This is a genomic window from Lapidilactobacillus bayanensis (assembly GCF_003946695.1).
Taxonomy (GTDB): Bacteria; Bacillota; Bacilli; order Lactobacillales; family Lactobacillaceae; genus Lapidilactobacillus; species Lapidilactobacillus bayanensis.
The window spans coordinates 1-22,900 of record NZ_RHOX01000030.1; the positions used below are offsets into that span (position 1 = coordinate 1).

At 40.4% G+C, this 22,900-nt stretch carries 18 protein-coding genes; 14 read left to right on the forward strand and 4 right to left on the reverse strand.

Annotated features, from left to right (window positions below; genetic code table 11):
• Nucleotides 1-246: 246 nt before the first annotated feature.
• The 9 genes from EKM65_RS09745 (at nt 247) to EKM65_RS09785 (ending at nt 10,441) form a co-directional block, all read left to right on the forward strand.
• A complete protein-coding gene (locus EKM65_RS09745) occupies nt 247-1,800 on the forward strand; it encodes an Nramp family divalent metal transporter (protein WP_125607965.1) in 1,554 nt (517 codons plus the stop codon).
• 35 nt (nt 1,801-1,835) lie between these two features.
• The gene (locus EKM65_RS09750; RefSeq protein WP_125607967.1) at nt 1,836-2,276 is read left to right on the forward strand and encodes a universal stress protein; all 441 of its coding nucleotides are present in this window, start codon (nt 1,836-1,838) and stop codon (nt 2,274-2,276) included.
• A 763-nt stretch (nt 2,277-3,039) separates the two neighbouring features.
• Nucleotides 3,040-3,726 carry a response regulator transcription factor gene (locus tag EKM65_RS09755; protein ID WP_125607969.1) on the forward strand — a complete coding sequence of 229 codons (687 nt, stop codon included), beginning with the start codon at nt 3,040-3,042 and terminating at the stop codon, nt 3,724-3,726.
• Nucleotides 3,726-4,877, forward strand: coding sequence for a sensor histidine kinase (locus EKM65_RS09760; RefSeq protein WP_191987322.1), 1,152 nt, complete (start codon nt 3,726-3,728; stop codon nt 4,875-4,877). Before EKM65_RS09755 ends, EKM65_RS09760 begins: the two co-directional genes overlap by 1 nt.
• Before the next feature lie 14 nt (nt 4,878-4,891).
• On the forward strand, nt 4,892-6,184 hold the full coding sequence (locus tag EKM65_RS09765; protein ID WP_164506902.1) for a serine hydrolase: 1,293 nt from the start codon (nt 4,892-4,894) through the stop codon (nt 6,182-6,184).
• Nucleotides 6,185-6,265: 81 nt separating this feature from the next.
• Nucleotides 6,266-7,822 (forward strand): UDP-N-acetylmuramoyl-L-alanyl-D-glutamate--2,6-diaminopimelate ligase, encoded by a 1,557-nt coding sequence (locus EKM65_RS09770; protein WP_125607973.1) that lies wholly within the window; start codon nt 6,266-6,268, stop codon nt 7,820-7,822.
• 245 nt (nt 7,823-8,067) lie between these two features.
• Nucleotides 8,068-8,961 carry a metal ABC transporter solute-binding protein, Zn/Mn family gene (locus EKM65_RS09775; RefSeq protein WP_125607975.1) on the forward strand — a complete coding sequence of 298 codons (894 nt, stop codon included), beginning with the start codon at nt 8,068-8,070 and terminating at the stop codon, nt 8,959-8,961.
• Nucleotides 8,958-9,650, forward strand: a complete 693-nt coding sequence (locus EKM65_RS09780) for a metal ABC transporter ATP-binding protein (RefSeq protein WP_225420450.1) — start codon at nt 8,958-8,960, stop codon at nt 9,648-9,650. The genes EKM65_RS09775 and EKM65_RS09780 overlap by 4 nt, the downstream gene beginning before the upstream one ends.
• On the forward strand, nt 9,650-10,441 hold the full coding sequence (locus EKM65_RS09785) for a metal ABC transporter permease (RefSeq protein WP_125607977.1): 792 nt from the start codon (nt 9,650-9,652) through the stop codon (nt 10,439-10,441). The genes EKM65_RS09780 and EKM65_RS09785 overlap by 1 nt, the downstream gene beginning before the upstream one ends.
• 661 nt (nt 10,442-11,102) lie before the next feature.
• Here EKM65_RS09785 and murI read toward each other — a convergent pair.
• The gene (gene murI / locus EKM65_RS09790) at nt 11,103-11,897 is read right to left on the reverse strand and encodes a glutamate racemase (protein ID WP_125607979.1); all 795 of its coding nucleotides are present in this window, start codon (nt 11,895-11,897) and stop codon (nt 11,103-11,105) included.
• A gap of 4 nt (nt 11,898-11,901) precedes the next feature.
• Nucleotides 11,902-13,713 carry an oligoendopeptidase F gene (gene pepF / locus EKM65_RS09795; protein ID WP_125607981.1) on the reverse strand — a complete coding sequence of 604 codons (1,812 nt, stop codon included), beginning with the start codon at nt 13,711-13,713 and terminating at the stop codon, nt 11,902-11,904.
• Between the two features lie 202 nt (nt 13,714-13,915).
• On the opposite strand from pepF, the gene EKM65_RS09800 reads away from it, so the two are divergent.
• Nucleotides 13,916-15,010, forward strand: coding sequence for an LCP family glycopolymer transferase (locus EKM65_RS09800; RefSeq protein ID WP_125607983.1), 1,095 nt, complete (start codon nt 13,916-13,918; stop codon nt 15,008-15,010).
• Nucleotides 15,011-15,265: 255 nt separating this feature from the next.
• On the opposite strand, the gene EKM65_RS09805 is transcribed toward EKM65_RS09800, so the two are convergent.
• On the reverse strand, nt 15,266-15,817 hold the full coding sequence (locus EKM65_RS09805; RefSeq protein ID WP_125607985.1) for a TetR/AcrR family transcriptional regulator: 552 nt from the start codon (nt 15,815-15,817) through the stop codon (nt 15,266-15,268).
• 532 nt (nt 15,818-16,349) lie between these two features.
• Between EKM65_RS09805 and EKM65_RS09810 the strand changes: the two genes are divergently transcribed.
• The 3 genes from EKM65_RS09810 to EKM65_RS11335 all read left to right on the forward strand — a co-directional run bounded on the left by EKM65_RS09810 (nt 16,350) and on the right by EKM65_RS11335 (nt 19,429).
• On the forward strand, nt 16,350-17,834 hold the full coding sequence (locus EKM65_RS09810) for a UDP-N-acetylmuramoyl-L-alanyl-D-glutamate--2,6-diaminopimelate ligase (RefSeq protein ID WP_125607987.1): 1,485 nt from the start codon (nt 16,350-16,352) through the stop codon (nt 17,832-17,834).
• A gap of 28 nt (nt 17,835-17,862) precedes the next feature.
• A complete protein-coding gene (locus tag EKM65_RS09815) occupies nt 17,863-19,116 on the forward strand; it encodes a dicarboxylate/amino acid:cation symporter (protein WP_125607989.1) in 1,254 nt (417 codons plus the stop codon).
• Nucleotides 19,117-19,273: 157 nt separating this feature from the next.
• Complete coding sequence (locus tag EKM65_RS11335; RefSeq protein WP_164506903.1) at nt 19,274-19,429, forward strand: hypothetical protein; 156 nt, start codon at nt 19,274-19,276, stop codon at nt 19,427-19,429.
• Nucleotides 19,430-19,933: 504 nt separating this feature from the next.
• Here EKM65_RS11335 and EKM65_RS11495 read toward each other — a convergent pair.
• Nucleotides 19,934-20,650, reverse strand: coding sequence for an aggregation-promoting factor C-terminal-like domain-containing protein (locus tag EKM65_RS11495; RefSeq protein ID WP_225420451.1), 717 nt, complete (start codon nt 20,648-20,650; stop codon nt 19,934-19,936).
• A gap of 355 nt (nt 20,651-21,005) precedes the next feature.
• Between EKM65_RS11495 and EKM65_RS09825 the strand changes: the two genes are divergently transcribed.
• Nucleotides 21,006-22,547 (forward strand): ABC-F family ATP-binding cassette domain-containing protein, encoded by a 1,542-nt coding sequence (locus tag EKM65_RS09825; protein ID WP_125607991.1) that lies wholly within the window; start codon nt 21,006-21,008, stop codon nt 22,545-22,547.
• Nucleotides 22,548-22,900: the final 353 nt, after the last annotated feature.

Below are 22,900 nucleotides of genomic sequence, written 5' to 3' on the forward strand. Positions count from 1 at the left end.
ACCGCCGTATACGGAACCGTACGTACGGTGGTGTGAGAGGTCGGTAATTGAATTAATCAATTACCTCCTACTCGATTGTTGTCGTGGAACTCAACTCAGTTTTTGACCCACTTTCATTTTCGTTAACCGGATTTACGTTGACCACAAATGAATTTAAGAAAGTTTTTGGCCGACCTAAATTTCTTCTTCACATTCGTTAACAAAAGTGTAAAATGTAAATTGGTAGAATGAGAAAGGGTGGGATAAATGGCAGAAAAAGAACATCATAAACTGGTTGAATACGCAAACGGGCCTTCGTTGGAAGAAATCAACGGTACCGTTGAAGTACCTAAAGGTAAAGGCTTTTGGCGAACTTTGCTTGCGTATTCAGGTCCAGGTGCATTAGTAGCTGTTGGCTACATGGATCCAGGTAACTGGTCTACAAGTATTACCGGGGGTCAGAATTTCGGTTATTTACTCATGTCCGTTATTTTGATTTCGAGTTTAATTGCCATGTTATTGCAAAATATGGCATCTAAACTCGGTATTGTGACCCAAACAGATTTGGCGCAAGCAATTCGCGCTCATACGAGCAAAAAGCTTGGTGTTATTCTTTGGATTATGACAGAATTTGCAATCATGGCAACTGATATCGCGGAGGTTATTGGTGCCGCTATTGCGTTGTATTTATTATTCGGGATTCCGCTAATCATTGCCGTATTTTTAACTGTTTTGGATGTTTTGGTATTATTACTTTTAACAAAAATTGGCTTTCGCAAGATTGAAGCCATTGTTGTTAGTTTAATTCTAGTTATTTTGTTGGTATTCGTTTATCAAGTTGCATTGTCCGACCCTAATTGGGGTGCCGCCATTAAAGGTTTAGTTCCATCTGCTGGTACAATTGCGACTCAGCCAACTGTACGCGGAATGACACCATTAAGTGGTGCGTTGGGTATTATTGGTGCCACGGTTATGCCGCATAACTTGTACTTGCACTCCGCGGTGTCTCAGACGCGTAAAATCAATCATGATGATGAGGATGAAGTTGCCACGGCAGTGCGCTTTAGCCAGTGGGATTCTAACATTCAGTTAAGTGTTGCTTTCGTTGTCAATGCCTTGTTACTAATCATGGGTGTGGCTGTGTTTAAGTCCGGTGCTGTTAAAGATCCATCATTCTTCGGATTGTATGAAGCTTTGTCAGACACTTCAACTTTAAGTAACAGCGTTTTAATTACAGTTGCGCGTTCGGGTATTTTATCAACACTGTTCGCTGTTGCGTTGTTAGCATCAGGCCAGAACTCAACGATTACCGGTACTTTAACCGGTCAAGTCATTATGGAGGGCTTCGTCAATATGCGGATGCCATTGTGGGCGCGGCGTTTAGTGACACGTTTGCTTTCTGTCGTACCGGTTATTATCAGTGTGGCCATGACAAGTCGCTTGAATACGATTGATCAGCATGAAGCGTTAAATACGCTAATGAACAATTCTCAGGTATTCTTGGCATTGGCCTTACCGTTCTCAATGTTACCGTTGTTAATGTTGACGGATAGTAAAGTCGAAATGGGTTCGCGTTTCAAAAACTCGACCTGGGTTAAAGCCTGTGGTTGGATTGCAGTTATTGGTTTAACTTTCTTAAACATGATAAACTTGCCAGATTCATTTGCTGCCTTTCTAGGTGCAAAGGCAACCGCTGCTGAAATTCAAGCGGCACATATTTTTGCATATGTTGTCATTGTCTTAATCGTTGCTTTACTTGCTTGGTGCATTACCGATATGTATCGTTACGATAAGAAGTTGGCTGCTGAAGATGAAGATTAGCTATTAATCATAGCGATTGAAAGGATGAATTAATTATGGATACAAGCGATATTTATTTTAAGAAAATTCTTGTTGCTGTTGATGATTCAGAGGATAGTATCAAAGCATTCAAATATGCGATTCATCGCGCAATCAAAGATGATGTTGGCTTAATGTTGGTTTCAATTCTAGAAGAAAATGAAATTAATGTTTTTCAGGCTATGAGTAAAGACTTTATTCATGGCAAACGTGAAGATCTTGAAAAACATTTACAAGAATATCGTCAACAAGCACTTGATGCGGGTGTCAAACGAGTTGAGGCTTGGGTTGGCGCTGGCAACCCGGGTGAGGAGATCGTGAACCATATCATTCCGCAAGTGCAGCCTGATTTGCTCGTAGTCGGTTCTAAATCAAAGGTTGGTATAACTAAGCGCTTTGGTAGTCAAGCCGCTTACATGGCTAAATATGCGCCAATTTCAGTACTGGTCGTTCGCTAATTTGCTAATTATTAAAAGTGGGGTAATTTAATTTACCTCACTTTTTTTGTGTCCTTGAATGTAGTACGTATTTGTGGTGATAAAAAGATTTAGCGTAAAACATAATGGGGTGAAATTTAAAACTGTTATGTTGTGGTTCTCCGCGTTTGCGCAAAGGTTGCATATGGAGCGTGGCGAGTATCGTGAGGAAAAATAAATACTTTCGCTGGAACGTGGTGGACGCTGCTTGAAGCCAATTTTTGCAAAATTGTCTCCAAGACAGGTCTTGTTTGTAACAGCTAAAGCTGCAACAACAATCTCACCACTGAGCGGTATTTATTTTCCCTCACTAAACAAGCATGATGCAACCTTTGTGCAAGCGCTGAATTTACGAGTGGTTGAATCACTTCCGATTTTTAGGAGTACGAATTTACTGTTAAATCGTGCCATATCATCTCTTTTGTCAGTGCCGGAGGGAAATCGCGGTCAGCCGCGGAATTGTTGTTAGTGGTTTACCACTTACAACAAAGATTGTATTTGAGACAAATTTATTTGGCTCAAATCAAGCTCGCAGCGTTCCACCAGCGTATTTCCCGCAGGCACGGAGAATAGCAACCAAGCTTTTTGGGATCAATTCGCAATTTTTAGAGAAATTTAAGGTGGTGTTTGTTACAATTAATCTGTATAAACAATTTTAGAATCAGAGTAATTGGATTGTTTTATCGAAATATAGTTTTTTGACTAACAAAAACGGAAGCGTTTATCCATTCAGAAGGTGACTAATATGAAAATCCTTATTGTTGATGATGATAAAGAAATTGTTGAATTGTTAAGTATTTATGCAAAAAATGAAGGCTACGAGCCTGTAACTGCGCTAACTGGTCGCGAGGCGATTACTAAATTAGCGACCAATCCAGAGATTGCCTTAATGATCTTGGATATTATGATGCCAAATATGTCAGGGATTGACGTAATTAAAGAGGTTCGTAAAGAATCTGACATTCCTATTATTATTGTGTCAGCCAAAACAACCGATATGGATAAGATTCAAGGCTTGATCACTGGTGCGGATGATTATGTTTCTAAACCCTTCAATCCGTTGGAAGTGATGGCGCGCGTTAAGTCATTATTGCGTCGGGCTAATTCACAAATGACTTCCAATGAACCAGATCGTTTGGAAGTCGGTCCATTGATTATTGATAAAGACTCTCATGAAGTGACGACTTTAACTGGACAGCAAATTCAGTTAACAGCATTAGAATTTGGAATTTTATACTTACTGGCTAGCCATCCTAATCGCGTGTTTTCTGCAGATGAAATTTTTGAACGTGTTTGGCAACAAGAAAGTATTGTTTCTGCCAAAACAGTGATGGTTCATGTGAGCCATTTGCGCGATAAAATTGAAGAAGCTACTGGCGGCGAAAAAGTTATTGAAACTGTTTGGGGCGTCGGTTACAAGGTGGAAGCATAATGGACGAGCAGCCACAAAAAATAGTTTTAAAGACTCGGGAGAAGTGGGAACTTTTCATCGAGGGTGTGGTGACTGTCGCGCTGTTATTGTTGCTGAACTTTGCGGTGATCATCTTAATTGATCAAGCCATTAATTCTAATCAAGGCTTAGTTGATGGAATTTACCAGATTAAAAAGGCAGTGACGATTGGTCCGTGGCATTTGTGGAGCTGGCAGCGGCTTTTCTTCGTGGCACTGGCGGTTTTTGATGCGATTGTGGTTTATTGGCGTTTAATTCGCCGCTATCACACGATGCAAATGCATCACATTATCGAAGAATTGCATTACATTGCCAATGGTCACATGGATCATCGCGTTAATCTTAAAGTAAGTGGTTATTTAAACGAAGTTGTCGACAGTATTAATGCCCTAGTTGATAGCACCGTTAACTCCATGCAGGAAGAACGCAAAATTGAAGCCAGTAAAGACGAATTGATCACTAATGTTAGCCATGATATTCGAACGCCCTTAACCTCAATTATTGGTTACTTAGGGTTAATTGAAGATGGCCAATATCAAAGTACCGATGATATTCTTCGTTATAATCACATTGCTTTTGAAAAAACTAAACAAATGAAATCTTTAGTTGAAGACTTATTTGAGTTTACTAAGGTTCAACAAACACATACTAAATTGCAAATTCAACGTTTTGATCTAGCTTCGATGTTGGAACAATTAACGGCAGACTTTGAATTAGAAGCACAGAAACGGCAAATGGTGATTGAAGTTAATGTTGAGCAACGACCGATTATGATGCAGGCCGATTCTGGTAAACTGGTTCGGGTTTTCAGCAATTTAATTGTTAATGCGTTTAAATATGGGACGGATGCAACTAAGATTGTTTTGAGTGCTCATGAAGAGAAGCATGATGTGGTGATTAGTGTGGCCAACGACGGTCATCAAATTCCGCAGAAGGATTTGGAAAATATCTTTGAACGTTTTTATCGTGTCGAGGGTTCCCGTTCATCTGAAACTGGCGGCTCTGGTTTGGGCTTGGCCATTGCTCAGAGCATTGTGAAATTACACCACGGTGAAATTTACGCGACGTCTAATGAATACGAAACAGCCTTTAACATTATTTTACCAATCAATGCAGTTCAAAAAGAAGATTAGTGGAGGTAATTGTTGTGAAAGCGAAGTTACAACATCTATTTTTATGTCTCGTATTAGCATTAGGATTTGCTAGTCTTTCAGGTGCTTTCATTACACAACAGCAAGTTTCAGCGGCAACAAGTATTGCCGTTCCTGACACGACAATTAATGCGACCGCGGGTATTGCTGTGGACGCGGATACAGGTCAAATTTTGGCCGAAAAAGATAGTCAAAAGGTCTTACCAATCGCGTCAATGTCGAAACTGTTATCGATCTATTTAGTTTTGAAGGCGGTCAAGGAAGGTAAGATTAGTTGGTCAAAACGTGTAACACCTTCGACCTTAACCTACTCATTAAGTCAGAATATGGAGTTATCCAATATTCCCTTTGAAAGTGGGACAGCTTATACAGTTAAAGAATTATACGATGCGAGTTTAATTTACTCGGCTAATTCTGCAATTATGGTTTTGGCGGACGCAATTAGTGGTAGTCAAGATAAATTCGTTGATGCCATGAAGGCGCAGTTAAAAGAATGGGGCATAACCAATGAAAAAATTGTTAATGTGAGTGGCCTGCCTAATTCATATTTAGGGACTAATCGTTATCCCGGTTCAAGTAGTACCGACGAGAATGAATTAAGTGCGCGGGATGTTGCAATTATTGCCAAACACGTGCTTGATGAGTTCCCAGAAATCTTGAAAACTGCTAGCCAAACCAGTTTGCCATTTCATGGGACAACCTATTCTAACTGGAATTTAATGTTAAAAGGGCAAACTGCTGCCGAAAGTGATTTACCAGTTGATGGTTTGAAGACTGGTACGGGCGACGCTGCTGGTGATTGTTTCGTGGGGACGGTTAAGAAGAACGGCTTCCGTATTATCACCGTTGTTCTACATGCTAATGGCAGCGACACGGATACTGCCAAACGTTTCACCGCAACTGCCGCATTAATGCATAGTATTTATCAAAATTGGGAAATTAAAACGGTTCTTAAGAAAAATGGTTCTAGTGCAGTCCTGACGCCAGTTAAAGTTACGAACAGTAAACAAACGACTGTAAAAGTTGTTGCTGGCGAAACGGTTAAGATGTTACTACCGAAGTCGACCAAATCGGCGCAATTGAATTTCGTTGTTAGTAATAGCGATGTTAGTCGGACCGCGCCAATTAAAAAAGGGGCACAATTAGGCAAGGTACAATTACCAGCAATTGGTTCTGGTTATTTGACTGGCACTTCGGCGCGCGCAGTATCAGTGCTTGCTAAACAATCGGTAACGGCGCTAACTTGGTGGCAAAAAGCTTGGCATAATATGACCGGTTTATTCAATTAAGCAAGCAAAATAATTGCACTAAGCAATCAACAACGCGACAATAAAGATATTTTTCCGCTGAACTTAAAAAGGGGTTTTATCATGGCGATTACGCTTGAAGCATGTATTTTGATTTTAAAAGAACATCACATTTTAAAAAGTAGTGCGATCCAAGATAATTTAACACAACGTTTTGAAGATGCAGCTTACGATTCACAAAAGGTTCAACCAAAATCAATCTTTTTTTGCAAAGGTGATGATTTTCGGCCAACTTATGTTCAGGACGCCAAGGATAATGGCGCGATTTGTTATGTTGCTGAACAACCGTACACTGAAGGAAATGGCATGCATGCCTTGATTGTACGCAACATTCGTAAAGCTATGGCATTATTGGCGCAAGCATTTTATGGCTATCCACAAGATGAGTTATTTGTCATTGCCTTCACTGGGACTAAGGGTAAAACAACTTCGGCTTATTTCGCTGATGGTATTCTCAACAAAACGAATGACAATCACGCTGCACTGTTTTCAACGGTAAATACCGTGCTTAGCCCTAATAAAGACGATGCCTTCAAGTCGTCGTTAACGACTTCGGAGTCCTTGGACCTCTTTCGAAATATGCGAGTCGCCGTTGATAATGGCATGACTGAATTGGTGATGGAAGTTTCATCACAAGCATATAAAGAAAATCGTGTCTTTGGACTAACTTATGATGTGGGGATCTTTTTAAATATTTCACCAGATCATATTGGGCCTAAAGAACATCCTAATTTTGCCGATTATTTACACAGCAAGTTGCAATTATTAGTGAATTCACGGAAATGTGTCATTAATGCCGAAACGGACTATTTTGAGCAAGTCTATGCTGCTGCAACGACAACCACTGATCCAGATAGCATTTATTTATACGCTGAGGATAATTTCGTTGCACCTGAAGATGTACAAATTGACTTCCGTTATCATAGTCAAGAAGCAGATTTAGCTAAGAGTCGGTTCAAGTTAACGGCTAATTCTTTAAAAGCAGAGCAATTGCGGATCACTGGAGAATACGCGTTAGATTTGATTGGCGACTACAATCTTAATAATGCTTGCGCTGCAATTATTAGTGCAGGACTTGCAGGAGCGGTTTACCCTGAAACAGCTCAAGGCATTGCTCATGTCGAAGTTCCAGGCCGAATGGAAAAAACGGATATTCCTGGTCATGGCCGTGTTTATGTGGACTATGCACATAACTATGCTAGCCTGATGGCCTTATTGAATTTCTTAAAGAATGAATATCATGATCCAAAAATAATCTTGGTGGTTGGTGCGCCTGGTGATAAGGGAATTTCGCGCCGTGAAGGTTTTGCCAAAGCAATTAATCAATTAGAACCACGTGTATTCATTACCAATGATGATCCTGGCTTTGAGGACCCTGAAGACATTGCTGCTCAAATTGTGAGTGGTATTAATCAGGATCAGGTTCAGCTCACAGTCGAATTAGATCGCGCTCAAGCAATTGAAGCAGCGATTATGGAAAGTCAACCTGGCGATATTGTTGTTCTGGCCGGTAAAGGTACGGATCCTTATCAAAAAGTTCGCGGTGTCGATACACCATGGCCAACAGATATGACAGTTGCTCGAACAGTTGCGAATAAAATCGCTGGACAAGCTGATTAATAACACAAAACTCTAAATAGAGGAACTGGGATTTTGTCCCGGTTCTTTTTTTATGACATTATTGTTGTAATCGGATTAATTAAATCTAAGAGCAATTAAATCGCAAAGCTATGTAAGCGTTCGCTGTGATATATGGTCCTATGCGCATTTGACGATATTTTTTTTATTAGCTACACTGGTTACTGTTGCACTTTAAGTAAGTAAAAATTGCGTCATGAAAAAAGTGGGTGCTAGGGGAGATCAGAATGAAGAAGATATTCATAACGCTATTATTATTGACCGGAATCATGAACTTAGTCGCTTGCACAAATCAGAAATCAGCTCAGACTCACAAGCAAATTAAGGTTGTGAGTTCGTTAGACTTTTATGCCGAGCCTGCTGCAAAAATTCTCGGGCAATACGGCCAAGTCACTAGTCTAATCAACTCTGCTAGTGTTGATCCTCATGATTATACGGCCACAACTAATGACGCCAAAATTACGGCGAAGGCGGACGTCGCCATTATGAATGGCGCTGGTTATGATGCTTGGTTGCAAAAATTAGTTGTCAGTAATAATCAACAAGCAAAATTGGTCAACGTCGCCACTGATATTCGTCATTTACCAGACGGGGAGAATGAGCATTTATGGTACGATTACGCCAATATGATTAAGGTTACGCAATATTTAACGACAACATTTAGTAAAATTAAGCCAGCACAGAAACAGATTTTTGCCCGAAATAGCGCGGTCTACATTAAACAATTAAAAAAGTTGCAGGCCCAAGAAAATCAATTGAAAACTGACTTTGCAGGCAAGTCGGTTATGGTTACTGAACCAGTTTTTAATTATGTCTTGACTAATCTTGGGGTGAAAATCGTCAATGAAAATTTTGCTCAAGATATTGATGAAGGCGCAGATCCGCAACCTGCTGAATTACAAAAGATGACGAATCAATTAAAGAATCGGCAAGTGGCCTTTTTGGTAGTTAATCGCCAAGTTGAAAGCTCTTTGATTAGCCAATTAATTAAAACGGCTAAAAAAGCGCAGGTACCGATTGTTTATGTGACCGAAACCATGCCGAAGGGCAAAACATACTTAACTTGGATGCATGACGAATTACAGCAACTTAAGAAAATTGCTGAAGGGAGCAACTCATGAACACAATTATTTCGGTGAGAAATTTAACCATGCACTTTGGTGATAAGGACGTTTTTGATGGCCTTAATTTTAGCATTGCCGTCGGTGAAAAAGTTAGTTTAATTGGTCATAATGGTGTCGGCAAATCAACTTTAGTTAAGTTAATGATCGGCTTGTTGAAGCCAACGTCAGGAAGTGTCGTACGTCATGATTTAAATGGTCGCATGCTTAAGATTGGTTATGTTCCGCAGTTTCGGAATATCGATGCCGACGCACCCTTGTCAATCGCCAGTTTTGTCGCCTTAAATATTGGTAAGAGCTGGCATCCGTGGTTGACGCGTGCTGAACAAAAACGTGTTGCTGCGGTTTTGGCGGAGACTAATCTAACCGAACTGAAAGATCGTCCGTTGGCCCTAGCATCCGGCGGCGAGCGGCAACGTGCTTATCTTGCGCAGGCATTATTAGCTAATCCAGATTTATTAATTCTTGATGAAGCAACGGCCAGTATGGATGTAGATGCTAAGCAAGCCATTATGGCCCTAGTCGACCAGATTGTCACGACTAAAAAAATGGCCTTATTGTTTGTCAGCCATGATTTAGCATTGACGAAGCAATATACGGACCGTTATTTACTAATCGCTGATCAAAAGATTACCACCGGTACAAGTCAGTCAATCGATCCGGAGACGTTAAAAGGAGTTGAAGTCTAATGTTTGCTTTTGATTTTATGCGCCATGCATTTGTCGCTAGTACTTTTATTGCAATTACGTGCGGTATTATTGGCGTTTTCGTTGTCGCTCGTGAATTGTCGTTCTTGACGCACATGTTGTCCGAAATTGGTTTTGCCGGTGCGTCATTCGCGGCTTTTGCTGGTCTGTCACCACTGGTTGGTATGCTGGCCTTCACCTTGACCAGTAGCGCGCTGATCAGTGGCCTATCTGTGGAAAAAGCACGTCGCGAATCGACAATCAGTGCTGTGTCGTCATTGTTTATTGGCTCTGGTATTTTATTTCTAGCCTTGGCCAATCAGAGTTCTAGCTATGCTACTCAGATTCTATTTGGCAGTATTGTCGGAATTAGTTTAAATGGTGTTTGGCAATTGGTGACTTTGTCGTTAGTTGTGCTGGCAACAATTTGTTTAATTTTTCGTCCATTATTATTTGATTCTTTTGATGCTGTTGGTGCGACAGCCAATGGTGTCCGAACCGGTTTGATTAGTATTATTTTTCTCATCTTGTTAGCCGTTAGTGTCAGCGTAGGTGCACAAATTGTTGGTTCAATGTTAGTTTTTATTCTCATGACAATTCCTGCGTCGACTGCTAAAACTTTAGGGCACAGTGTCCGGCAGTTATTGCTCATCTCTGTTGGGACGGCACTATTAGGTGTATGGCTTGGCTTGTGGTTGGCATATACGACCAATTGGCCAGCGACATTCTTCATCGCAGTAATTGAAGTCGCCTTCTATTTGGGCGCGTTATTGTATCAGAAGCTGACGGTGTAAGTTGACCGTTTTATATCAATGTGATGCTGGTTAATCTGGTGAAAATTAAAACGGCTGTTTTGGAATTCTTCGCGCTTACGCAAAGGTTGCATACGGGGTGCAGCGCGTATCGTGAGGGAAAATAAACACTTTCGCTGGAACGTGGTGGACACTGCTTGAAGCCAATTTTTGCAAAATTGTCTCCAAGACAGGTCTTGTAGTAACAGCTAAAGCTGCAACTACAATCTCACCACTGAGCGGTATTTATTTTCCCTCACTAATCGAACAAGATGGCAACTTTTGCGCAAGCACTGAGTTGACGAGTGGTTGAATTGCCCCTTAAAATTTTGAGAAATACAAACTTGAAGTTAAATCACACCACCACATCTCTTTAGTCAGTGCCGGAGGGAAATCGCGGTCAGCCGCGGAATTGTTGTTAGTGGTTTACCACTTACAACAAAGATTGTATTTGAGACAAATTTATTTGGCTCAAATCAAGCTCGCAGCGTTCCACCAGCGCATTTCCCGCAGGCACGGAGAGGTACGACATAACAGTTCTAGGTCTTGGCATTCCGGCCGCAGCGTATTTCTCGCAGGCACGAAGAAGCACATCGTAATATTTTTAGCATTTGTTATTTTCCAAAAAAATAAGGGCTTAGGATAAATTCCTAAGTCCTTTTGATTATTGTAATTGTCGAATACCAATGCCCTGTTCGAATAACTGATGGTACAAGGCTAATTCGGCGGCTTCGTTTTTGCTGCTCATGAATTCGATGGTACGCTTGGGATTGGTGGTTCTCAATAAATCACGCTGTGCTAATTGACGACGTAAATTATTACCTAAGCCAGTATAACCCGTGTAAACTGCCAACGGTTGGGTAAACTGTTGGCGAATCAATTCCGTGACAAAGGGATAATGAGTGCACCCGAGCACGGCAGCATCGATTTGGTCGCGTTCTGGAATGTTGAGCAGTTGTGCTAGGTAGGTTTGAATTTTAGGTAAGCTTTGGTGACCACCTTCAATTAACTCTGCCAATCCTGGGCAAGGTAGTGAGTGAATCGTTGCTTGATCGGTGAAACGAGCGCGTTGTGCCTGGTATTTCGGTGATTTAATGGTTAGGGGTGTGCCCATGACTAGGATGTTGTGTTTACCAGCATCGACGGCTTCTTTTAGTGCTGGTTCAATTCCGAGAATTGGTAATTCTGGATATTTTTCCATCAGTACGGGTTTGGCAGCACTGGTTGCAGTGTTGCAAGCAATGACGATACTTTTAACATTTTTGGTGAGTAGCTGTTGCACGACTTGATCCACGAGCTTGAAGACCGTGTCGCGACTTTTTTCGCCATAAGGTGCATTGGCGGAATCGCCGAAGAAAATGAAGTTTTCTTGCGGGAGCATTTTGACAAGTGTTTGAAGGGTACTAATACCGCCGACTCCTGAGTCAAAAACGGCAATAGGCATAGTAACGTCGAGCATTTTTTCAGTCCTTTTTAATTAAGCTTTCTAATTCGTTGAGACGTTTCTCAAAAACGGCAAAAGCTGCCTCTAAATAATCTGGCTTGGTCATATCTAGCCCAGCTTTTTTCATAGTGTTGATGGCGTAATCGGAACTGCCGGACTTCAAGAAATTCAGGTAGCGTTCAACGGCTGGTTGGCCTTCAGTCATGATTAGCCGCGACAATGATGACGCTGCGGCAAAACCAGTTGCGTATTGATAAACATAATAGTTGTAGTAGAAATGGGGAATTCGCGACCATTCTAAGGCAATTTCAGGATCTTCAGCAACAGCAGGTCCATAATAACGAGCGTTTAAATCACCATAGTAATCATCTAAAACATCGGCAGTTAAGGGTTGGCCTGCTGCATCAGTGGTATGAATGAAATGTTCGAATTCAGCAAATTGGGTTTGCCGGAAGACCGTGCCTTTGAAACCATCTAAGTAGTAATTAAGAAGGTAGGCACGAACTTTAGGATCTGTTTGGGTTTTAAGCAAGTATTCTGTCAATAAATTTTCATTAGTGGTTGACGCAATTTCGGCTAAGAAAATTGGATAATCACCATATTGATAAGGCTGGCTGTGCCGTGTATACCAACTGTGAACACTGTGGCCAGTTTCATGGACTAAAGTATAAAGGCTATTGACACTATCTTGCCAGTTTAATAATTCGTAAGGCGCCGTGTCATAAGCACCACCAGAGTATGCACCACTAGTTTTGCCTTTGTTTTCAACAACATCAATATAACGATTGTTGAAAATTTCGTCGACATGACTTAAATAATCTTGTCCCAAAACAGCCAAGGCTTTTTTAGCTTCGACTTTAGCTTGGTCATAAGTGTAGTTAAGTGGTGGTTCGCCAGTTAGGGGCACATACATGTCATACATGTGTAATTCGTCGACACCAAGCAACTGTTTACGTAGCGCAACATAACGGTGTAATAACGGTAAATGTGCGTCAACTTGTTTAATTAATGTGTCATAAACACTCTCGGGAATGTTGTCGGCAGCCATTGCGGCAGCGCGAGCATTCGGATAATGATGGGCAGTAGCCATGAAGTTATGGCTCTTGACGTTGCCGGTTAAGGTCTGTGCTAATGTGTTCTGGAATTGATCGTAAACACTATATAACGCCGTAAAAGCATCGTGGCGCACATCGCGATTGGTCGATTCAATCAAGGCGCCATAAAGACCATTGGACAGTTGCACTGTGTCGCCGTTTTCGTCTTCAACATATGGGAACTCTAGATCTGAATCACTTAAGACACTAAAAGTTTGGCTGGAGGCTTCAAAGACTTCAGAGGCACCACTCAAAAGTGCTTCAGTTGACGCGTCTAGAACGTGCGTCTTTTTCAGGCGTAGATTATCTAAGTAATGAGAATATTCGGCTAGCTTAGGTTCTGCAGTCAAGAATTCTTGTAATTGTTGATCACTAATCGCAATGATTTCTGGTTCCATAAAGGCAATGTCAGCTTGAATTTTGGCCGCCAAGGAACTGACACGCGCTAATAAACCTTGGAAATGATTGTTACCATTGTCTTGGTTACTCTTCATTGAAGCATAGACGTATAACTTTTCTAACTTACGAAACGTGTCGTGGGCTTCAACGAGCACATCGGATAAATTGCTTGCAGACAACCCCACTTTACCGGTAAAAGTGTTAACTTTACTGGCCATTGTTTTAACAGCAGTCAGATCACTTTCCCAATCTTGTTCAGTCGGGTAGATTAATTCAAGGTTCCAAGTTAATTCTTCAGGAACTTCCGCACGGGTTGGTAATGTTTTAGTTTCACTCATTTTAAAACTCCTAATTAGTTGATTAACTTTAATTATAGGCTTTCTTAGTCAGACTGCCTAGAGAAGTTGCTGCGAATTGGTAACAATTTCGGAATTTCTGAGGCTTGATTACTTAAAAGAGTTTTAAATTACGTTGATAACTGGGCAGTCCAGGTTATTCTGTATTAATCTTAAAGCACTAGAATAAATTGGAGTCGATAAAATGGAACGGCAACAGCGACGTAAACTACGACGGAATGAATCATTGGCAGTCTTACTGAAGAAAGAGACTAAACATCCGGGCGCACGCCTTTTTGGCTTGATTATGGTGGCGGTACTCTTCGTCTTTGGCGCCTATGTTTTGCGGTTATATGGGCAAACTAAAAGTGCTATTGATTCAACTTTTCAATCTGCGGGGAATGTTAAATCAGCAACTGTGTTTCGTGATAAAAAACCATTCTCGCTGTTATTATTGGGCGCTGATACTGGTGCGCTCGGTCGGACAACACAAGGTAATTCTGACACGATGATTATTGTGACGGTTAATCCTAAAACGAATAAGACAGTTCTAACTAGTGTACCTCGAGATACGATGGCACAAATTATTGGCATGCAAGAATTCACCGTTGAGAAGATCAATGCAGCTTACATGCATGGTGGCTCCAAGATGGCTTTAGACACCGTTGATAAATTGTTGAATGTCCCCATTGATTATTATGTCACCGTTAATATGGGTGGCCTGGAAAAAGTAGTTAATGCTGTTGGTGGAGTTGATGTTAAAGTACCTTTCAGCTTTAGTTATGATGGTTCGACTTTTAAAAAAGGCCAACAGCATTTAAACGGTAAACAAGCGCTGGCTTTTGCACGGATGCGTTATCAAGATCCCAATAATGATTACGGTCGCCAATTACGACAGCGTCAGATTATTACGGGTGTGATTAAAGCGGCGATGTCAACAGGAACACTAGCTAATTTTAAAGATGTATTGACGTCAGTCTCTGAAAATATGAAGACGAATTTAACATTCAATGATATGGTAACGATTTTCCAAAATTATCGTGCTGCTGGTAAAACGGTTAAGAGTGATCATATTCAAGGTGTGAATGCCACAATTAAAGGTTCTTCATATCAAATTGCCCCAACGAGTGAATTGCAACGTGTCTCGGATAAAATTCGAACAGAACTAGGTTTGAAGCAGAAAAAATTAACCAATGAAGAAGCACGACAGAACAAGTTAAATGCTAACCAGGGTTTTGTTTTTGACAATCCAACGGTTGACCAATACTTTACGATCTTTCCCCAGTATCAGGGTGAATAGCAGATCAAGGTGACTTGTCGAATTAAATTCAACAAAAAAAGGAGCTGGGAAAATTCCCAGTTCCTTTTTTTGATTTCATCATAACTAAGGGCTTAAACACAAGGGGGGGGAGATTCATTAAAGTTAAGGTCCCTTGGTTATTGACGAAAATCGAGAAGTCCTATTACTTCCAAAAGGTATTGTAGCATTTTTAATCAGCTAATGTCACTAGACATAAATTGAGTTTAGTCCAATTTTTTGACACTTTTATCAAGATTACAACTTTGGTGAGTAGTGTTTAATATCTTGAATCAGTTTTGCAAACTTTTGGGCGATTTTTTTAGGTGGTGTTTGGTAGCCGCCAATAATCCAATCAACAAGTGTACCGGCGCAACCGTAACCGAAAAACTCGGCATAAAAGCGGCGATCATAATCGGATAAACGTTGATCAGAATTAATCTCGTCAAGCATATCTTCGAGCCGGGCTTGGATAACTTTTGAAAAAGTCAGTAATAACGTGTTCTGATCACTGGCAGAAGTATTGGTAAAAAAGGACTTATGTTCATTAATTGACGTTAACATTTTTTCAGTTTGTTCAAGCCAATTGTCAAGTGTGACTTGGTCTTTATCGAAGTAAATAAAACTGATCTCGTGATAAGTATAGCTGAGTAAATCATATTTATCATGAAAATGGTAATAGAAACTTTGTCGATGCATATTAACTTCACGTGTAATTTGGGACACTGTGACCTTACTGAAGTCTTGGTGTTCAGTCAATTTTAACAACGCGTTCATAAAAGCGTGTTTGGTAATATATTCGTTGCTCATAATAATATTCTCCCCCTGACTACTAGTTACATTTTACACGTAAAGATTATCAATAGACAACTAAAACTATATTATGAAAAATAATTATTGAGCTGAGCAACCACATTTGTTAATTGAAGTGAAAGCGAAACCAAAGCTAGGTTAAGTTAGCCGATTAATAATGATATTTTGCATGATTAAACTTGGATTAAATGCGATAACGCGGTTGTGATCTTAGAGCACCAGTCCTCACCTCACAAAGGCAGTAATCAAAAGAAATTAATGGGGACTTTTGTCATAATTTTGCTTAGATATCTTCTAGATAACCAATTGTGATGTTCAATTAGTTAACAAAGCGCATAGCCTTATTAAGGACAACACAGTGCTTGATATTGCTGCTTAGTGTGCATCTAATATTACACACTAATTATTCTTTAAAAATTCACTCTTTTAAGTAAAATTCTGTGTATAATACACTTCATAAGCTGATTTGTGATTATTTTAGATAATAGTTGTTGCTTTTCGGTTGAAAAAAATATGGAGATGACAAGTTATGAAGATATCTGATTGCGCCGCGTTCTTACAGACGAGCCACCGCGACCAACAGGCTTTATTAGCGAGTGATTTTGAGTTAACTGACTTAACTCAAAACACAAAAACGGTTAAACCTGGAAGTTGTTTTGTCGCGATAAAGGGTCAACATTTCGATGGACATGAACATGTTCAAGAGGTGGCTGATGCCGGAGCAAAAATGATTGTTGTTGAGCGTCCTGTTCAAGTTAATGGCGATGCCTTGGTTATAACTGTACCTAATTCCTATAAAGCTCTTGCGCAATTAAGCACTTGTTTCTTCAATGATCCTAGTCGGCATTTATTAATGTTTGGTGTTACTGGTACGAATGGTAAGACGACGACAACCCATTTAATTGAGAAAATTATGGCCGATCATCATGTGCAGACGGGTATTATTGGTACGATGTACAGCAAGGTCGGTACGAAAAAGTTGCCTGCTGTTAATACCACACCTGAACCATACACAGCACAGAAGATACTCAGCAAGATGGTGGCAGCTAACGATCAGGCTTGTGCAATGGAAGTTTCTTCAATTGCCTTAGTTCAAGGACGAGCTTGGGGAATTGATTTTGATACAGCTGTTTTCACGAATTTAACCGAAGATCATTTAGATTATCATAAGACATTTGAAAACTATTTCGATGCTAAAGCTTTGTTGTTCTCACAATTAGGCAATAGTTATCATGTTGGCGATAAAAAGAAAACGGCTGTCATTAATATTGACGACAAAGACGGCCGACGTTTAATCGAAAAAACTGCAGCTAACGTCTTAACCTACGGGACTAAAGGCGAGGGGATTCTCCAGGCTAAAAATATTGAGATTACTCATAAAGGAACGCGCTTTGATCTACAGATTTATGACACGACTTATCCAGTTACCTTAAAATTAATGGGTAACTTCAATGTTTATAACGCGCTAGCTGCATTTGGTGCTTGCTATGAACATGGCGTGAAACCCGAAGAAATTATTGAATCACTTGAAGAAGTTCAAGGTGTGCGCGGTCGTTTCCAAGTTGTTCCTAACGATGAGGAGATTACAGTTATTGTTGACTATGCTCACACACCAGATGGATTAGAGAATGTGTTGAGTACGATTAATTCATTCGCTAAACAACACGTCTTCTGTGTTGTCGGTTGTGGTGGTGATCGAGAAACAACGAAGCGGCCAATTATGGGTAATATTGCGGTTCAACATTCAACGGACGCCGTGTTAACCTCTGATAATCCACGGACGGAAGATCCTGATAAGATTCTGGATCAAGTTGTTGCTGAACTGCAACCAAAGACATTTACACGCATTACTGATCGCCGTGACGCCATCAACTATGCACTGAGTCAAGCTAAGGCTGGTGATGTGGTTCTAGTTGCTGGGAAAGGTCATGAAGATTATCAGATTATTGGCACAACTAAGCATCATTTTGATGATGTTGAAGTCGTCAATGATTATTTCAATGGTAAAAAGTAGATCAGACAAAAAATGGGGTGCAGTGTAAATGAAAGATTTTTGGAAAAACTATCGTAGTACGTTGTTAATTTTAGTTGGTTTAATTATTGGTGGGATTGCCGGTGCAGTCTGGGGGACTAAAGTCGATGTTGTCAAGCCATTAGGTGATTTATTCTTGAATCTAATGTACATGATTTTGATCCCACTGGTCTTTTTCAGTATTTCTTCTGCAATTGGGAGTATGACCGAAGTTAAACGATTGGGTAAAATTCTCAGTGCAACCCTAGGTGTCTTCTTGGGAACGGCATTAATCTCTGCAATTCTCGGTTATCTTTGTGTGTTGGTCTTTAAACCAATTCAAGGAATTGATATGGCCAGTGTTAAAAGTATGATGGGAAATGTCAAAGGCGCCAGCAGTAGTAGCAGTTCACCGCTGGCACAAATTGTTGCAACTTTTACTGTTGATGACTTCAGTAAGATTCTTTCTAAGAGTAACATGTTGTCCTTAATTGTTGTTTCAGTCTTAGTTGGTGTAGCCGCTTCTGCATCTGGTAAAGCCGCTGAACCATTTACGAAGGTTTTGGCAGCTGGCAACGTGGTGACGATGCGAATTGTTAAGTACATTATGTATTATGCGCCGATTGGCTTAGGTTGCTTCTTTGCCACGGTTATTGGTAACCTTGGCGCTGAAATGGTTGGCGGTTATTTACGGACTTTGATTATTTATATCGGTTATACTATTTTCTACTTCTTCGTTGTGATGAGTTTTTATGCCTATATTGCTGGCGGCCGTCAAGGCTTTCATAAGCTATGGCAAAACATTGGTATTCCTGCGATTACCGCTATTGCGACGAGTTCTTCAGCAGCATCAATTCCAGTCAACTTGGAATACACGAAGGAGATTGGTGTCACAGCCGATATTGCCGACACGGTCATTCCTCTGGGCGCGAACGTTCATAAAGATGGTTCAGTGGTCGGCGGTATTTTAAAGACAACGTTCCTCTTTGTCCTCTTTGGTAAAAGCATTTCCTCGCCTAAAGATGCGCTTTTGATTATTGCCGTTGGTTTCTTGGTCGGTGTGGTTATGAGTGCAATTCCGGGTGGAGGTTTCGTTGCCGAAACAGTGATTATTACCATCTTTGGTTTCCCGATGACGGCGCTACCATTAATTCTGATTATTAGCGAAATTATTGATATTCCCGCGACATTACTCAACTCAACGAGTAATGTAACGTCGGCAATGTTGATTACACGAATTGTTGAGGGCAAAGACTGGCTTAAAAATGTAGTTATCAGTAAATAATTAATTGAACAAAAAAATTTAAATATCCCCGTGAGCATCTTGATTAGAGATTCTCGCGGGGATATTTTTATAGTTTAAACATAGTGACAACTAAAACTGTTGTTTGGTGCTGCTTCGCGCTTGCGCAAAGGTTGTGTACAGGGACGTGCGAGGTACCGTGGCGGCAAATAAATACTTGTCGCTGGAACGTAGTGGGCGTCGATTTGAGCCGATTGAAGTACAAATCGTCTCAAATACGAGCCTTAATGTAAGCAATAAATTGCTAACATTAATGTCACTACTGAGCGGTATTTATTTGCCGCCACTAATCTAGCAAGAAGGCAACCTTTGCGCAAGCGCTGAATTGATGAGTGGTTGAATTACCCTCCAATTTTAGAAACACAAACTTGCAGATAAGTTGCACTAACGCACTTTCATCAGTGCCGGAGGGAAATCGCGGTCAGCCGCGGAATTGTTGTTAGTGGTTTACCACTTACAACAAAGCTTGAGTTTGAGACGAATCGGTTTTTATTCGGCTCAAACCAATGCTCGCAGCGTTCCACCAGCGTATTTTCCGTAGGCACGAAGAACGGCAGCATAACAGTTCTAGGATTCGGCTGCTCTCAATAAAGTTCACATTTAAGATGAATTACTTTTTATTCGGCTCAAACCAAACTCGCAGCGTTCCACCAGCGCATTTCCCGCAGGCACGAAGAACGGCAAAATAACAGTTCTAGGGTTGAGTACTTCTAATAAATCTCGTATTAAAAACAAATTAGTTTGATTAGCACAACATTCATCGCCACTTATGATGAACTAACGATAGCTTTTACCGAAATTAGTACCAGCCGCAGGAGTTCCAATGAGCTAAGGCGTTTGACCATGAGCCATAACGAGAAGTGACGTAACTGTTGGCAACACGTTCTTGATTAGCGGGTGAGTAATCACCATGTAGATAACTAGCGGATAATTGATATTTACCAACATATTGACCATTACGTGCAGTATAACTACCACCTGATTCGCGACCAGCGATAACTGCTTTGGCACTGGCATCAGAACCACTTACGGACGCTGTTTTAGTGTTGGTAACGGTCGGTGTTGATTGTTTGGCTGTTGTTTTAGTAGTTGTAACTTTTTGAGCCGCAAGTTTTTTGGCGGTAGCCTTTGCTAGAGCAACTTTAGTAGCACGTGCTTTTGCAACTGCCAATTTTTCTGCAGCGGCTTTTTTAGCAGCGGCAATCTTTTTAGCTTCTTCGGCTTTCTTTTTAGCAATTTCTGCTTGTTGTTTCTGATTAGCTAATTGTTCAGCGGTGTTGGCAATTTGTTGTGCACGACGTGTTTGAGCAGTCGCAATTGTTTTTTGATCCTGAACCATTTTGTGAACAGCCGTTACTTTAGTAATCGTTTCTGTTGTCGGGTAGTAAGTTTGATCTTGCACTTGGGTTGTTGGTGTAGCAGCAACTAAGTTTAAGTTAGACATCATCACGGCGCCAGCCACAGTGAAGCTAAATAATATTCTGGTCGCCAATCCTTTGTTATGGAAAAACTTCATAATTAATATGTGCCCCTTCAAGATTCAATAATCTATTCAACGGGAAACAGCATACCATTTCAATATAACAGCGCTATACCATTAATATTACATCTTCGGCTGATCGCCGGAATTTTGTTATTGTTTTGAAACATAATGCGATTTTTGTAATACTTTTGAAATAAAATTGCCAATTTTTAGCAATTGTATTCGCTATCATTTTTATTTTGACAGTTTCAAAATGGAACTGGGTAGTAAACCTGATTGTAAAGTGGACAACTGATCGCGTTAATCAGCGACTAATACCTAGCCTAGTTAGCATTCTAATGTTAATAATGGTATAGTTTTAACCATTGTATTCGAAAGGAATTTTGTTATGAGTGTATTAACGGTGACCGACTTAAGTCATTCTTTTATAGATAAGACGTTGTACGAGAATGCTAATTTTAAAGTTGAACGGCAAGATCATATGGGAATTGTTGGTCAAAACGGTGTTGGCAAAAGTACGTTAATCAAGATTTTAACCGGCGAGATTTTGCCAGATGCGGGTAAAATTGTTTGGCAAAAAAATACCAATATTGGTTATTTGGATCAGTACGCTAACTTAATTGCCGGCACGACAATTTATGATTTCTTAGAAACGGCGTTTGCTGATCTTTTCGCAACTGAACAAAAAATGAATCAATTATATGAAGATTACTCACAAAATCTCAATGACGATTTGTTAGAAAAAGCTGGCCGGATGCAAACTAAACTAGAAGAGTCAGGCTTCTATGAGATTGAGACAAGTATTACGACTGTTGCCAGTGGCTTGGGTTTAGATGATATTGGGTTAGATCGCGATGTTTCTGAGTTAAGCGGTGGTCAGCGCTCTAAAGTTATTTTGACTAAATTGCTCTTGCAGAATCCTGATGTTCTTTTGTTGGATGAACCAACGAACTATTTGGATACGAAACATATTGATTGGTTGATCGACTATCTGAACGACTTTACAGGTGCGTTCTTGGTTATTTCCCATGATGATGCCTTTTTGGAGCGGATTACGAATTGTATCTTAGATATTGAGTTCGGTCAGATTACGCGTTATACCGGCGATTTACAGTCTGCTTTTCGTCAAAAAGATGAAAACGCGCTGGCTTATCGGCGTGCGTATGCTAAACAACAAGAGCAGATTGAGAAGAGTAAGGCCTATATTCGTAAATTTAAGGCTGGCTCTCGCTCAAAATCTGCACGTAGCCGCGAGAAGCAGTTGGCTCACTTGGATGTTTTGAAAAAGCCAGATCATTTAGCAAAGCCACGTATTGATTTCTTCTATAAAGTTACAGAAAGTCGGATTTTATTGACGACTGATAATTTGTTCTTTGGCTATGATGCAGCTTTAAACAAACAAGCCTTGGACTTTTCAGTAGCTCATGATGAAAAGGTGTTGATCTCCGGTTATAATGGCATTGGTAAATCCACCTTGTTGAAAACAATCTTGGGACAGATTCCGGCAATTAATGGTGAGATTGAGATAGCCCCAACAGTTAAGATTGCATACTACAATCAGAGTTTAAGCTGGCCGCATAAGTTGGCGACACCACTACAATACTTGCAAAATGCTTATCCGCTAGAAAAACCAAAGATTTTGCGCCAAACTTTGGCAAAGACTGGTCTAACCGCACAGCAAGTCATGTCACCATTAGTTGATCTTTCTGGTGGAGAACAGGCCAAGGTTAAGCTGGCGGAAGTGATGTTAACGCCCGCTAATTTACTAATATTGGATGAGCCCACCAATCATTTAGATGACGCAACGAAGACGGCATTGAGTAAAGGTATTCAAGAGTTTCCCGGTGCGGTATTATTTGTCACCCATGAGGCCAATTTTTACGATGATGCCTGGATTGACAAGAATATCAACATTGAAAAATTGCAATAGCATTATGATGCTAATCAATTCGATTAATAGAAAGTCAATGGACCTGACCTGAGATGAAATTCTGGGACATTGGCTTTCTTTTGCCGTAGAACTCGAAGCGACTTTTTTAACTTCCTTTTTGAAGATTGAGGGTTGACATTAATTATATAAGTCTGTATACTTTTAAAAGTTGTCAAGGAGAGCAAGTCATTAAGCAATAAATTAATTAAAACTTTCTGTTGACAAGATATTGTATCGCATGATATGATTATTAAGTTGTCGTTGAGACACAGTAGACCTTTGAAAACTGAACAAAGTTTCGAGAATATGTAGGGTTTATTGCAGAGATGTAATGAACAAAGAAACATTAACGA